The organism is Vibrio sp. SCSIO 43135 (genome assembly GCF_023716665.1).
GTDB classification, from domain to species: domain Bacteria; phylum Pseudomonadota; class Gammaproteobacteria; order Enterobacterales; family Vibrionaceae; genus Vibrio; species Vibrio paucivorans.
Genome location: NZ_CP071860.1, coordinates 495,987 through 509,417, shown reverse-complemented (window position 1 = coordinate 509,417; position 13,431 = coordinate 495,987). Strand labels below are relative to the sequence as shown.

The window sequence follows — 13,431 nt, the reverse complement described above, 5'->3', positions numbered from 1 at the left end:
TCAATTTCTCCCCACGCTTAAATAGAAAAAACTCATCAGACTAAGCAAGTTTGAGACAATTTACTGACAAATCCCTCTAAATTAACCACCTCTTCGTTTGCCATTGACCTTACTTATACCAAAGCCTGACAAAATCGACTTCCCTGACCTCTAACTCACAAAGTGTCAATTTTTGTTAGTAAAACCTTTACATTAACTAGGGTAAAACTTACATAGCCTGACGGACTCCTTACACGGCAATCCGTATTATGGGAATCACCAACTCAATGGTCATTCCCATAACTAGGAGAATTATTATGAAAAAAGCAATCCTACTAGCGTCAGCACTTGTGATCAGCTCAACAGCATTTGCTGGTGTAAACTCAAAAAGCAGTGAAACCACTGTAAAGACCGACGCATTCGCGACTCAAGAGCAAGCTTACAACGCTGGATATGACCTCATGGACGAGTACAAGGCAATGCCATCGCACCAGTTACGTGCCAAGTTACCAATCAATGAAAACAGCGTACAAACCTCAAGTGTTGAAGTAACCGACGGCAAAGTGACAGTCGAAGAGTTTTCTCCAGCACGCGGCGAAATTCAGTATCGCGCAGTCGTTGAAGTTGATTACCAATACAAGTACCGTGAAAGCTAATTCTTAGCTAAGACTGTGTTCAAAGCCCTAGCCTACAAGCTAGGGCTTTATTATTTATACTCAAACCAATCTCAACCGGTCTTCCCGATTGCAATGAATACTAACTTCTCATTTTTCGACACATGCTCGGCAATTAAAGAGCGTAGAATAGATGGTCTCACCAGATAACAGAGTCATACCTTATGAACAAGACACTACTCATCACAGCAACGTTCATGATTGTCAGCTTGTCAGGATGTAGCCCAGACTCGCCCCAACAAGTTGAAAAGAAGCCAAGTGAAAACCCAATGTGTATCAGCCAAGAGACGCTAGCGGGTGGCTGGGCACAATCGGTAGTGACACCAGAGGCCGAATTGGCCCTCGATACCGTTCTCGCCCAAATGAACACCAGCGCCAAATTGGAAGAAATCATTTCAGTGAGAACACAGGTCGTTAACGGCATAAATTACGCGATTGAATTCAAGCTCGAGAGCGGTGAAGTTTGGCACACAATTGTATATCGAAGCATAGAAGGTAAATACCAAATGACACAGGTCGCGACTCAAGGGCGTTTTTGTCAATAACATTGGTTAGCCTCTCGTATGTGAGGCTAGCTAGCCTAGCCTTTAACGCTTTCCCACTTTCCAGTAACAGACTTAATTGCCTTACCCAATATACATACTCTTTGCGAATGAAATCTTGTTGAATGTGAGTTGAGTTTCTTAAACTTTCGGACTATAGAATATAGACAGCACAAATATCGATAATTAAATCCTCACTTATAAGTTGTGTCTGTCCGTTGGCGCTCTGATCGAAAATAATTAGAAGCAATGGAGCCAACATGCGTGTAAATCAGCCTGTCACTCAAAAAGAGATCCTATACCCAGCAAGTTACAACTTGCTGTCTGTTACCTCCCCATCTAGTCACATCACTTATGCCAGCAAAGAATTCTGTGAAGTCGCTGGGTATGAGTTGGACGAGTTAGTCGGAGAGCCGCACAATATTGTTCGCCACCCTGACATGCCACCTGAAGCATTTGCCGATATGTGGAAACACATCAAAGAGGGCAAGTCATGGATGGGGATGGTAAAAAATCGCTGCAAAAATGGGGACCATTATTGGGTGGATGCATTCGCCTCACCGATCAAAGAAGGTAACCAGATTGTTGAGTATCAATCAGTCCGTTTATGCCCCAGCCGAGAAAATGTAGAAAACGCTGAAAAGCTCTATGCGCAAATTCGAGAAGGCAAAACACCGACCAAACTCAAACTTCCTAGGACTCGGCTGTGGCAAAGAGCAGCGCTTTTCATGTTCGTTTCTGCCATCGTTTCGATGTTCGCTGATTCAGCACTACCGGGAGCCGGCGTTTGGATCCTATTGCTTTTATCTATAGGCTCTGTCTACCACCTTACCCGAAGGTTAGAAGCGTTATCTGAGCAAGCTCGTAAAGTGTTTGATAACCCTTTAATGGAGCTGGTTTATACCAAGCATGTGGACGATATCTCAGAGATTCAGTTAGCACTAAAAATGCGTCAGTCAGAACTCAATGCGGTGGTTGGTCGGATACAAGACTCCAACGACCAGATTGGCGATGCAGCAAAATCATCGTCCCAAAATTGTGATACCACTGCTCAGAACCTTGAAGGACAAACCCACGAAACCGAACAAGTGGCAGCCGCAATTAACGAAATGCACTCTACTGCCAACGAAATTGCTCAAAATGCCCAAAGCGCCTCTGACGCAACCGAAAGTGCTCATATTGCCGCTAATGAGGGTAAAGAATCCGTCAGACAAACCGTTGAAGCGATACAAGAACTTGCTACTCAATTGGACGAAGCATCTGATGTGGTTTCCCAACTCGAAGCTCACGGTAAAACCATCGGTGATGTGCTCATCGTGATTCAAGGTATCGCCGAGCAAACCAACTTGCTTGCTCTAAATGCGGCGATTGAGGCGGCTCGAGCGGGCGAACAAGGTAGAGGCTTTGCCGTAGTGGCCGATGAAGTGCGTACGTTAGCGCAACGAAGCCACGAATCAACGGAAGAAATTCAAGCCGTCATTAGCCAGATTCAGACCAGTACTCAACGCGCCGTATCCGCAATGCAAGAAGGTGGGCAGCTATCAAAAATGTGTGTAGAAAGCGCTGAAACATCAGGACAGCGCTTAGATACTCTCTCTCACCAAGTTTCTGATATTTCGGATAGAAACGGGCAAATTGCGACTGCAGTCGAAGAGATGGCTCGCGTCTCAGAAGATATGAACTCCAGCGTGCAATCTATTAGCGAAGTTTGCTCCGCAACCAATATCCTTGCCAGTGATACCCGCGACGAATGTGAAGGACTGGTCACCAACTTAGCCTCACAAGGTAAATTGGTTAGCCAATTCAGACGCATAGATTAGCGCATACAAAAAGAGGAGGTCCCCCCTCCTCTTTTACCCTTCAATCACGATTAGCGCCAAACACCCCATTCACCGGTTGTGCCCGGTTCATCGCCTTTCGTCCACCATTGAGCGGTCCAAGATTGACCGTTATGGGTCACCACGTCTCCAGCGTTGTAAATGCTGGCACTGTTCCACGCATTATCCGGCTCTACCGGCGGTGGCGTGTCTCCTTTAATCAAAGACACCTGATAGCTGTAACTGGTATCTGGAGCTAACACCTTATTCGCATACACATTGTTGGTATCAAACATGTAGTGGTTCATTTCTGCATGCCAGAATCCCACAAACCAACTGCCTTGCTGCGCGTCGTTAAACCGCCCAGCAAGTTCCGCTGCCCAGGTGGACGTATTATTGGCAGAGATTGCCAACTGAATGTCCGTAAGCTCGGCACCACTCGCATCGAAGGTTCTAAATCTAACTGTGTCACCCGATTCCACCGGGCCAAAACCTTGAGCCACAAAGTAGCCCAGTGATTGTAGATTATCGACGGGTTCCGTTGGGTCCGTCGGATCGGTTGGATCCGTGCCGGTACCACTGAATGAGATATCACTACAGTTGTAGAACCCTTCTCCTGCGGCGTCCTCACGTTGCCAGCGAGTATAAAGAATCGCATCACCACTTCTGTCGGCTGGCAATGTCACCTTAATGCGGTATCGCTTATCTTCGCCGACCGCGACATTTCCAGAGGTATCGACAAGTTCTAGGTCATCCCAAGTCAACGCAACGCTAGGATCGTAGCTCGGCTTTGACAGGTAAAACTGCCAGTAAGATGGATTATGAGGAGCGGTAGCGTTGAACACCAAATCAATTTGATTATTGGCATCTAGGCTGATGTTGGTTTTTTGCCAGTGAGGAGAAGGAACATTGAGCCCCGATTTGGCGGCATCACTTGCTGAACATAGTTCACCATCACGCACGATCGCTCGAACATGTGCCATGTCCCGATAATTCGGTACATTAGCGGCAACTTCGTTGCGTTGAACAAATGGGTAAGCACCGGATTCATCGAACGCAGCCTGACAAGCCGCATTCGGAATCGTATTGTCCCAGAATCCCCCATCGAGATAGCAGGTATTCTGCCTCGCGCTTGGAAATTCTACCCAGCCATGTGCCTGCACGTTGATTGACGACAGTGCTGCAAGTGAGCCCATCGCCATTGTTATGATTTTCTTTTTCATTACTAAATTCCTTGTTAAATATTCTCCATAAGGAGCCCATCTGGCCTGCTATGTAGCACACCATTTGCCTTATGAAGCTAGCAAGTAATAGTAATTTCGCCGCTGTTAGCACCACTTTTACGCCGCTTAATCGACAAAATTGTCGGCTGCTTTCCAGCGCAATAGAAAAAGAATGTAATGAGATAAATACGATTCGAGTCACTTCATAGAAAGCCACTCCGAGAGCAAGCGCTTATCCGCGATTCACTTCCAGTTTATTGCGGCAATCTCGGCTGCTGACAATAAGTTCTTCGCTCACGTCGACTGTTTGAGACTTCGCTAAACGGTCATACAGCAGAACATTCACTGACGCTGCCAAGTTCATGCACCCAATTGTCGGCACATACACCACATGGTGTGCCTTGTCCGCTACTTCTTGAGCGATACTGCCATCTTCGGGACCAAAGATATAAATCGCTTTTTCAGGGTGGGTGAATTCTGGTAGCGGAGTGGCACCTACGGCTAATTCCACGCATACGATAGCTGTGTCTTCATCGAGTTCATTGAGCAGCGAATCAACGGCAACCAAGGGGATAGATTGGGTGACCGATTTGGTGTCGGTTTGGAATTTGGCAGCGCGGTCGTAGCGCTCTCCTGTGTATCGAACGCTGTCGGCTTGGTAGCAGCCTGCGGCCCTCATTACACCACCTACATTGGTTGGGCTTTTAGGGTTAGTCAGTCCGATGATGACATGAGATTGATTCATGATAACTCTTGGCTAAGTAGCGAGGCTCTACACAGGCCTGGCGAATTCGAAAGCACGCATTCTACAAAACCTCGCCGCAGACTCAAAATAAACCTGAAGCAACTGTTATCAAACGAAATAGAGAATATGACACAAATGTCATTTTTCTGAGCGGTTCATGTCATCAACACATTGTTAATCTTACTTCCAACAAATAAACCGAAAGGAACAAACAATGAAAACGAAGACAGCCCTTCTACTTACATCAACAATCGCGCTGATGAGCAGCAATGCCTTCGCTAACACATTAAACTCGAATGGCATGTACACCGTTGTTGAACGAAACAAAACTATTCATACAGAAAGCATGACAAGTAAAGATGCAGCCTACCAGCAAGGTCTTACCATCCTGACCCAGCTGCAAGAAAGCTCACCTAAAGAACTGAAAAGAGAGCTCAACGTATTTACGGTAGGCGCTGCTAGCTCGCAAATCCAGCTTAAAGATGGGGCTTACGTTACTACTCAAGAATTCATGAATGCTGATGGCCAAGTGCAGTACAAAGGCATTGTAAATGTTGGGTACCAATACCTAGAACGCACAGGTAACAGCTAAGATATAATTGACGGAAGAATTCTGTCACACTGCAACACGGCCACAGGGTACCCTTGGCCGTGGTTAAGTGGGTTTAACTAAAAGGTGCGCATGAGAATACTGATCGTTGAAGACGAAATAAAAGCCGGAGAATACCTGGTTAAAGGGTTATCTGAAGCAGGGTTTAACTGTGAACATGTTCCTAACGGAGTGGATGGTCTTTATAAAGCCACCAGCGAGTCGTTCGATTTAATCGTTCTTGACGTTATGCTGCCCATGCTCAGTGGCTGGCAAGTGCTGCAAACTTTAAGAAGCAGCAATATCGATACCCCTATCATTATGCTCACCGCCAAAGACCAAGTAGAAGATCGCGTCAAAGGATTAGAGCTTGGCGCCGATGACTACCTCGTCAAACCCTTCGCGTTTGTTGAATTACTTGCCCGAATCCGAAATGCGCTGAAGCGCAAGAGCACTACAACAGCGAGTGAATCCAGCCTCACCGTCGCTAACTTGACCATTGATTTATTGCGCAGACGTGTAACTCGAGACAACACGGCTATTACCCTCACCGCGAAAGAGTTTTCTTTATTAGAGTTATTTATGCGACGCCATGGCGAAGTCATGTCACGTTCGCAAATTGCTTCCGCCGTATGGGACATGAACTTTGATAGTGATACCAACGTCATAGACGTAGCGGTTAAACGCCTACGCGCCAAAATAGATAAAGAGTTTGAACCGAAATTGATCCACACGATTCGAGGCATGGGTTACCTATTTGATGACAACAAAGAATAAAACCAGCTCAATGCACTCCATCGCAACTCGGCTGATCCTGTCCTACTTCTCAGCATCACTGCTGGTATTATGCGTTTTAAGCGCCACCACTCTTTATGCTGTGCGCTACCACTTTGCTCAGCAAGACTACTCTATTTTACAGGCCAGCTTTAGCACCATTAACAAGCTGCAGTCGGAAGACAATTTCATACTCAAATTTGGCGAATTCTTTGAAGCGAGTGAAATCAAATTATGGTTGCTTGCTGATGAGCGGTTGATCTACAGCTCCCAAAAAATTCCTCTGCCGATGCAATTGGAAGTAAACAATTCTGATACTTTCATTGAGTGGAGTATAGAAGGAACGCACTATCGGGCGCTCAAATTTACCCTTGATGATCGGCCTGGTGTGTACGCTGTTCTTGGCGTCAGTACCAACGCACACCACGTATTCATTCGTAACTTTGCTAACGTATTACTGCTCACTACCATCATTGCCAGTATCATCAGCGGTGTGCTCGGCTGGTTAATTGTACGTCGAGAGCTTTCCCCTTTACGCCGCTTAGAGCAACATATTAAAGCCATCACTCCACAAAAACTGGATTTGCGAATTCCGAATCAACATTTTCCACAAGAGCTGATACCCCTAGTGATTGGCTTCAACGATATGCTTGATCGACTGGAAGGTGACTTTGAAAGGCTTTCAGAGTTCTCATCCGATATCGCGCATGAGTTGCGAACACCAGTTGGCAACATGATGACCCAGACTCAAGTTGCACTCTCTAAACCGCGCTCTAATGAAGAGTATCAAGACATACTGGTGTCGAATGTAGAAGAGCTCAACCGGATCACTAAAACCATCACCGACATGCTTTATCTGGCGAAGTCGGAGCACAATCTGCTGCTGAAAACTAATGAGCCTATTGCACTCTCGAACATGGTAGAAGAGTTAATCGAGTTTTACGAAATGGCTGGCGACGACAAAGCACTCACATTCTCACAGTCGGGTGATGCCGAGATCGTTGCCGACAAATCCATGGTAAAGCGCGCACTCAGTAACTTGCTCTCTAATGCTGTTCGTCATAGCCGGTCGAACAGCAACATCGATGTCGCAATCACTCAAACTCAAACCAGTAGTGAAATTGCCATCACTAACCATGGTGACACCATTGCAGCAGAATCAATCCCTATGCTGTTTGAGCGCTTCTACCGAGCCGACAAATCTAGGCAACATAACTCAAGCTCAGGCGCCGGATTGGGGTTACCCATTACCTGTTCGATAGCCAAAATGCACCATGGCGATGTGTGTGTTGAATCCAGCGATGGCGTCACAACCTTCACGCTTAAGCTCGCGAATAAATCCTAAATCTCGACCAATTACACATAGCACGTACCGCGGTACGTGCCGCAAAACCTAAAAAGCGCCGCCACTTCATACAAGTATATTATTAAAAACATCAACAATTTATTTACACAAACTATAAATGCATACAAACTATATAAACCGCATCTTCTTTTGGCGTTATTTTTAACATTTAAAAGCCCAAATAGTACTGTGATTTAGGGAGAGTTTATGCAGATAAAAATATTTAAGAGAAAGATCAAAGATAAGCTGTTTGGCAAAACCACTAACACTGCTCTCGGTGTGCAGCAACTGGAAATGGCCGATGCTCGAATGGGTGCCATGTTCATGTTAGCCAACACGGAAATCAGCAAAGTTTCCTCCTTTTCTAATGGCCACTTTTTTGAAAACTTTGTGATTGGTGCAGAACCGTTAAGCGACTTAAAAACCGTATCAATGGGATTGCTTGAAAAAACCGATGCGATGGCGAAGTTCCAGCAAACCAAAGCCGGTCAAAACATCACTAAGGCAGTTACGATTGTCGGCGAAGCGACATCGGTTGTGATTCAAAAAGTAAAACAGATTATTTCTGATTTCTTCCGAATGCTGGTCAACAAAGTGAAGGCTGTGTATGGCGAAGCTCTCTATACCGCAGAATGGTTTGCAGAGTTTGGTACATGGCTAGCAGGCGAATTTGCTGGTAACTTCTCAAGCTTTATACCTGGTTGGGGTTATGTTCAGAGCGCAGCAGACATCTACTCTGGTGTAAAACAAGCGGTCTGCAAATCACGCGATTTAGTCACACAGTTTTATGCTGGTCGCGGTGTTGAGCTCCTTGGTGGACACCCAAGCATTATCGCTAACGCGTTAGCACGTCATTCAGCTGCTGGTGCTTTAGGCGGTTTGAAAAATGCTGCTGTCGGCATCACTAAAATAGGTTTAGAAGCAGCGGGCGATGCATTTGCCGGCGCTGGTATGCTGGTGAGCTTTATTACTGGTTTGTTCGAACGCATTGTTGGCCTAGTCGACTACATGGTGCAACGCACCTTGGTCGGAAAAGTGCTAAAACGTGCGAAGAAAGAATGGGTAAATAAAGATTCTGGCTCTAGCATGTTGAAAGACCACAAACGTTTTTCAGAGTGGTTCCAAAGTGCAGTGATCACCACGCCAATCATTGCCGCTCTGGTAATGGGCAGTGGCTTTGTCGGGCACCCCTATAAGTTCATCCAGTTACTTGCCCCTAATTTAGCGGTCGTCTCTCAAGCTGAATTCGACAAAGGGGTAATCTACATAGAAAAACTTAAGTCGCTCTCAAGTGATTATGTCCAAGAATATGTAGAAGGCTACTCCGTCGACTTTTCTAGCCGTAACGGTGTGATTAACGCGCGATTGAATGAGTTGAAAGACGGTAAAGGCATCTTAGATGGAATGGAAGTGTCAGTGTCCAGCACAACCTCCACTTCAACGTCTACCACCACGACGCCTTAATCTGTCACCTAAATAGCTAAAACTCAGTATAAATAACAAAGCCGCAGCGTAATGCTGCGGCTTTAATTTATCTTATGGGTCAGTGGCGAAACACCTACTGGTTCAGCACTTTCACACTTGCGCGCTCAACTAGCGTTGGCTCTAACTGAACCACTTGCGCTTCTTCCGTCTCTTTTTCTAGCTTTTTGAGTAAGGTTTCCACCGCCGCTTTGCCTAAACGATACTTTGGCTGGTGAATGGTTGTAAGCGACGGAGACATAAACTTAGCGATGTGGATATCATCGTAGCCAATCAACGAAACGTCTTCGGGAATTTTGATCCCTTTTTCATTTGCTGCATTGATGACGCCCATCGCCATCATGTCGTTACAAACGAAAATGGAGCTTGGCAAGTCGCCTTTGGATAAGATCTTGTTGAAAGCTTCATAGCCCCCTTCACACTCAAAGTCTGCTTCAACAATCCAGTTAGGGTTAAAGTCCAAACCGGCTTCGTTGATTGCACGCTTATACCCTTCATAACGCATTTGCGCTTGATGGCGGATCAGAGGACCTGTGATACAACCTACCTCTTTATGCCCTGAATCTATCAAGTATTTAGTGGCCATATAGCCGCCGCGTAAAGAGTTATCTTGAATCTTATCGCTGGTAAACAGCATTGGGCCCCAATCCATCACCACAACAGGAATATCTGGGTAGCGCTCGAATACATCAATGCGCTCCCCTTCCAGCGTAGAACACATCAGCAACAAACCATCCACGCGCTTTTGTAGCAACGTATTGATAGAAGCTTTCATGCGCTCGTTATCACCTTCGGTATTACACAAAATGAGGTTATAACCTTGGTGATAACAGCTGCGCTCGACCCCTTTTACCACTTCACCGAAGAAGGGGTTGGTCGAGGTTGTCACTAGCATTCCAATGGTTTTAGTGCGGTTGACTTTGAGGCTACGCGCCAGAGCAGAAGGCGCGTAGTTTAGCTCTTGAGCGGCTCGGTTGACCCGCTCGGAGATCTCTTCACTAACATAGCGAGATTTGTTAATAACATGGCTAACGGTTGAAGTGGAAACTCCTGCAAGCCTTGCTATGTCTTTCATCGTTGCCATGTTACTTCCTTATAATTGGCGTTTACGCTCTCTCGCTGAGAAACTCATCCACCTCGGCACGAGTTGGAATGGATGTCTGTGCACCAAAGCGAGTCACAGAAATCGCCGCAGCAGCGTGAGCAAACTTAATCGCTGATTCTAAAGGCATATCTTCCAATAAACCAGTGACCAATGCCCCATTAAAGGTATCGCCTGCCGCCGTGGTATCAGTGGCTTCCACTTTGAAACCTGCAATAAGCTCACCACGGCCATTTTGACTTAACCAAACACCTTTCGCTCCTAGGGTAATAAGAACGATCTCTATACCTTTACGGTGCAGTGCATTGGCAGCTTCCTGCGCCGATTCGTCGTCATTAACCGTGATACCCGTTAGCACTTCAGCTTCTGTTTCATTTGGTGTAATGACATCTACACATTTTAGTAAATTGTCTGGCAGTTCGCGTGCTGGCGCTGGATTTAAGATGACATTAGTACGGTTTTCTTTCGCAACAAGTGCCGCTTTTTCAATACCGTCTAATGGCGTTTCCAATTGCATGAGCAGGTAGTTCGCTTGGCGAATACGTTCTAAATCGGGTTCAATTGCATCGGCATTCAACTTCGCGTTTGCTTCAGCAGAAATACAAATACTGTTCTCACCGCTATCAGATACTTGGATCATCGCAATGCCCGTTGGGCAGTTTGGCTGCATCTTCACACCCGCGATATTTATGCCATCTAACTTGAATGCTTCGCGAATATTGATACCAAATGCGTCGTCACCCACACAAGCGATAAAGCCAGTGTCAGCATTTAAGCGTGCGGCGGCTACCGCTTGGTTTGCCCCTTTACCACCTGGGATAACTTGATAGTTGCGACCGTGAAGCGTCTCGCCTGGGCGAGGAAATGAAGGCACTTGAAGAACATGGTCAGCGTTAACACTACCTAATACCACTAACTGATTCATACGGTTATCCTCGGTTCTCTGTGAACCTTACTTAATTGAGATACGAATTCATGAAATTCACTGGAAGTGATTCCATATTGGCTGATGGTTGTGGGCTCTCTGTTAAAACAGCAAGAACCCATAAACATCAGCTTTGTTCTCCCCTAACGGTTTGACTATAGGGGGAAAGAGGAGAACAAAGTCAGTGGCTTACCAAACTACGTTAGCAAGCACACTGCTAACCCACTTGGGGTAAGTGAATTACTTAGTAACGACTTTTAGCGGTACTGGGATGTACTCTTCAACTTTGTCGCCTTCTAGTACTTTTGCCGCAGTTTCGATGCCAAGCGCACCAATAAGGTCTGGTTGCTGTGCCACTGTTGCAGCTAGCTTGCCACGGTTAACCGCTGCGATACCGTCGTCAGTACCATCAAAGCCGACAATCATTACGTCTTTGCCTGATGCTTGAACTGCACGTAGCGCACCTAGTGCCATCTCATCGTTCTGAGCAAATACTGCTTGTACGTCTGGGTTAGCGGCAAGCAGGTTTTCCATTACGTTCAAACCTTTAGTACGGTCGAAGTCAGCTGGTTGGCTTGCTAGTAGTTCCATGTCGCTGCCTTTCACTGCGTTCATGAAACCTTCACCACGTTCACGTGCAGCAGACGTACCTGCAATACCTTCAAGTTGGATAACCTTAGCTTTCTCGCCTACTTTTTCCATGATGAAGTGACCCGCCATTTCACCACCCACTACGTTATCTGACGCAATGTGGCTAACAACGTCACCACGGCTTGCACCACGGTCTAGCGTTAGTACTGGAATGTTAGAACGGTTTGCCATGCGAATTGCATTCGATACCGCATCTGAATCCGTTGGGTTGATTAGAATCGCTTTGACACCACGAACCGTAAGATCTTCCACGTTTGAAAGCTCTTTGCTTGGGTCATTTTGCGAATCTAGAACGATTAGGTCGTAACCTAGCTCTTTTGCTTTTGCTTCAGCGCCGTCTTTCATCGTCACAAAGAATGGGTTGTTCAGTGTCGATAGTACAATTGCCATCGTATCTTGCGCATGTGCAGACACAGAAACAGTGGAAGACAGAAGTGCAGCAGAAATAAATGTTGCTAGTTTTTTCATCGTTATAGTCCTTTTCGTAGGGGAGAGCCAAGTTACCCTGTTAGTAAAAAGTTCGTTGGCTCAGTTTTATCCGTACTGTCTAATTTCGTACGTAATTATTGGAAATCGTTAAGATTTACTTGTTTTTGTTATCAACCAATACTGCCAAGAGAATAACCACTGCTTTGGCAATCATTTGGTAGTAAGAAGATACGTCGAGTAGGTTTAGGGCGTTGTTCAGGAAACCGATGATCAGTGCACCAATCAAAGTACCCATGATTCGGCCTTTCCCCCCCATTAAGCTGGTACCACCGAGAACAACCGCTGCGATTGCATCCAGTTCGTAACCCATACCCGCAGTTGGCTGAGCAGAAGACAAGCGAGAAGTAATGATGATGCCCGCAAGCGCTGCCAACATACCGCAGATGGCGTAAACACCCATCTTCACGCGGTCCACATTAATACCCGATAGGCGCGCCGCAGATTCGTTACCACCCAGAGCGTATACGTAGCGGCCAAAACGTGTATGGTTGAGTAAGTACCATGCAGCAGCAAATACAATCACCATCATCCATACCGGAACTGGGATACCTAATGCGTAACCTGTACCAAACCATGCAAACGCATCAGCGGTGTCGGTAAAGCCAGTCGAGATTGGGCGACCGTCGGTGTAAACCATGGTCACGCCACGTAGCAATGTCATCGTCACCAAGGTCGCGATAAACGCCTGAACCTTGCCTTTAGCGATAATGATCCCGCTGATCGCACCAAGCGCAGCACCGGCAACAAGAGACGTTGGTACTGCTATCATTACAGGCACTTCCATGCCAATCATGGTGGCAGCGAAAGCGCCACAGAGTGCGAGTACCGAACCCACGCTCAAATCGATGCCAGCAGTTAAGATAACCAAGGTCATACCCACTGCGATGATTGCGTTCACCGATGTTTGACGCAGAATATTAAGAATGTTGTCTACGGTAAAAAAGTTCGGGTTTAAGAAAGACACCACAACAATCAAAAACAGTAAGGCAATCAGTGACTTTTGTTCAATTAACCACTCTTTGCTAAATAGCTTTTTGCTGTTTTGTTCGGCTGTATTATTCATAGCATTGGTCGCTTTGTTTGTAGCATTCACA

General features: G+C 46.2%; 13 protein-coding genes. 7 read left to right on the top strand and 6 right to left on the bottom strand.

The window, feature by feature from the left end; translation table 11 throughout:
* The first annotated feature begins 296 nt into the window (after positions 1–296).
* The 3 genes from J4N42_RS16690 (at position 297) to J4N42_RS16680 (ending at position 3,015) form a co-directional block, all read left to right on the top strand.
* A complete protein-coding gene (locus J4N42_RS16690; protein ID WP_252033609.1) occupies positions 297–635 on the top strand; it encodes a DUF3316 domain-containing protein in 339 nt (112 codons plus the stop codon).
* A 182-nt stretch (positions 636–817) separates the two neighbouring features.
* Positions 818–1,198 (top strand): cystatin domain-containing protein, encoded by a 381-nt coding sequence (locus tag J4N42_RS16685; RefSeq protein WP_252033607.1) that lies wholly within the window; start codon positions 818–820, stop codon positions 1,196–1,198.
* Positions 1,199–1,455: 257 nt separating this feature from the next.
* Positions 1,456–3,015 carry a methyl-accepting chemotaxis protein gene (locus tag J4N42_RS16680; RefSeq protein WP_252033605.1) on the top strand — a complete coding sequence of 520 codons (1,560 nt, stop codon included), beginning with the start codon at positions 1,456–1,458 and terminating at the stop codon, positions 3,013–3,015.
* A 50-nt stretch (positions 3,016–3,065) separates the two neighbouring features.
* Here J4N42_RS16680 and J4N42_RS16675 read toward each other — a convergent pair whose 3' ends face one another.
* Positions 3,066–4,235, bottom strand: coding sequence for a lytic polysaccharide monooxygenase (locus J4N42_RS16675; protein ID WP_252033604.1), 1,170 nt, complete (start codon positions 4,233–4,235; stop codon positions 3,066–3,068).
* A gap of 232 nt (positions 4,236–4,467) precedes the next feature.
* Positions 4,468–4,980, bottom strand: a complete 513-nt coding sequence (locus J4N42_RS16670; RefSeq protein ID WP_252033602.1) for an RNA methyltransferase — start codon at positions 4,978–4,980, stop codon at positions 4,468–4,470.
* 214 nt (positions 4,981–5,194) lie between these two features.
* On the opposite strand from J4N42_RS16670, the gene J4N42_RS16665 reads away from it, so the two are divergent.
* The 4 genes from J4N42_RS16665 (at position 5,195) to J4N42_RS16650 (ending at position 9,152) form a co-directional block, all read left to right on the top strand.
* Positions 5,195–5,572, top strand: a complete 378-nt coding sequence (locus tag J4N42_RS16665; RefSeq protein WP_252033600.1) for a DUF3316 domain-containing protein — start codon at positions 5,195–5,197, stop codon at positions 5,570–5,572.
* Positions 5,573–5,662: 90 nt separating this feature from the next.
* Positions 5,663–6,346 (top strand): heavy metal response regulator transcription factor, encoded by a 684-nt coding sequence (locus J4N42_RS16660; protein ID WP_252033598.1) that lies wholly within the window; start codon positions 5,663–5,665, stop codon positions 6,344–6,346.
* Complete coding sequence (locus J4N42_RS16655; RefSeq protein WP_252033597.1) at positions 6,330–7,688, top strand: heavy metal sensor histidine kinase; 1,359 nt, start codon at positions 6,330–6,332, stop codon at positions 7,686–7,688. Before J4N42_RS16660 ends, J4N42_RS16655 begins: the two co-directional genes overlap by 17 nt.
* 207 nt (positions 7,689–7,895) lie before the next feature.
* The gene (locus J4N42_RS16650; RefSeq protein ID WP_252033595.1) at positions 7,896–9,152 is read left to right on the top strand and encodes a hypothetical protein; all 1,257 of its coding nucleotides are present in this window, start codon (positions 7,896–7,898) and stop codon (positions 9,150–9,152) included.
* Positions 9,153–9,246: 94 nt separating this feature from the next.
* Here J4N42_RS16650 and J4N42_RS16645 read toward each other — a convergent pair whose 3' ends face one another.
* From J4N42_RS16645 to rbsC, 4 genes are all read right to left on the bottom strand, one after another.
* Complete coding sequence (locus tag J4N42_RS16645; RefSeq protein WP_252033593.1) at positions 9,247–10,254, bottom strand: substrate-binding domain-containing protein; 1,008 nt, start codon at positions 10,252–10,254, stop codon at positions 9,247–9,249.
* A 22-nt stretch (positions 10,255–10,276) separates the two neighbouring features.
* Positions 10,277–11,197 (bottom strand): ribokinase, encoded by a 921-nt coding sequence (rbsK, locus tag J4N42_RS16640; protein WP_252033591.1) that lies wholly within the window; start codon positions 11,195–11,197, stop codon positions 10,277–10,279.
* 240 nt (positions 11,198–11,437) lie between these two features.
* Positions 11,438–12,316, bottom strand: coding sequence for a ribose ABC transporter substrate-binding protein RbsB (gene rbsB, locus J4N42_RS16635; RefSeq protein ID WP_252033589.1), 879 nt, complete (start codon positions 12,314–12,316; stop codon positions 11,438–11,440).
* Positions 12,317–12,431: 115 nt separating this feature from the next.
* Positions 12,432–13,400 (bottom strand): ribose ABC transporter permease, encoded by a 969-nt coding sequence (gene rbsC / locus J4N42_RS16630; RefSeq protein WP_252034178.1) that lies wholly within the window; start codon positions 13,398–13,400, stop codon positions 12,432–12,434.
* Between the last annotated feature and the right edge of the window lie 31 nt (positions 13,401–13,431).

Excerpts from the sequence above, each read along its gene's own strand:
- rbsK (WP_252033591.1), bottom strand. The coding sequence starts at position 11,197 with ATGAATCAGTTAGTGGTATTAGGTAGTGTTAACGCTGACCATGTTCTT.
- J4N42_RS16665 (WP_252033600.1), top strand. The coding sequence starts at position 5,195 with ATGAAAACGAAGACAGCCCTTCTACTTACATCAACAATCGCGCTGATG.
- rbsC (WP_252034178.1), bottom strand. The coding sequence starts at position 13,400 with ATGAATAATACAGCCGAACAAAACAGCAAAAAGCTATTTAGCAAAGAG.
- J4N42_RS16645 (WP_252033593.1), bottom strand. The coding sequence starts at position 10,254 with ATGGCAACGATGAAAGACATAGCAAGGCTTGCAGGAGTTTCCACTTCA.
- J4N42_RS16660 (WP_252033598.1), top strand. The coding sequence starts at position 5,663 with ATGAGAATACTGATCGTTGAAGACGAAATAAAAGCCGGAGAATACCTG.
- J4N42_RS16685 (WP_252033607.1), top strand. The coding sequence starts at position 818 with ATGAACAAGACACTACTCATCACAGCAACGTTCATGATTGTCAGCTTG.
- J4N42_RS16650 (WP_252033595.1), top strand. The coding sequence starts at position 7,896 with ATGCAGATAAAAATATTTAAGAGAAAGATCAAAGATAAGCTGTTTGGC.
- J4N42_RS16690 (WP_252033609.1), top strand. The coding sequence starts at position 297 with ATGAAAAAAGCAATCCTACTAGCGTCAGCACTTGTGATCAGCTCAACA.
- J4N42_RS16655 (WP_252033597.1), top strand. The coding sequence starts at position 6,330 with ATGACAACAAAGAATAAAACCAGCTCAATGCACTCCATCGCAACTCGG.
- J4N42_RS16680 (WP_252033605.1), top strand. The coding sequence starts at position 1,456 with ATGCGTGTAAATCAGCCTGTCACTCAAAAAGAGATCCTATACCCAGCA.
- rbsB (WP_252033589.1), bottom strand. The coding sequence starts at position 12,316 with ATGAAAAAACTAGCAACATTTATTTCTGCTGCACTTCTGTCTTCCACT.
- J4N42_RS16675 (WP_252033604.1), bottom strand. The coding sequence starts at position 4,235 with ATGAAAAAGAAAATCATAACAATGGCGATGGGCTCACTTGCAGCACTG.
- J4N42_RS16670 (WP_252033602.1), bottom strand. The coding sequence starts at position 4,980 with ATGAATCAATCTCATGTCATCATCGGACTGACTAACCCTAAAAGCCCA.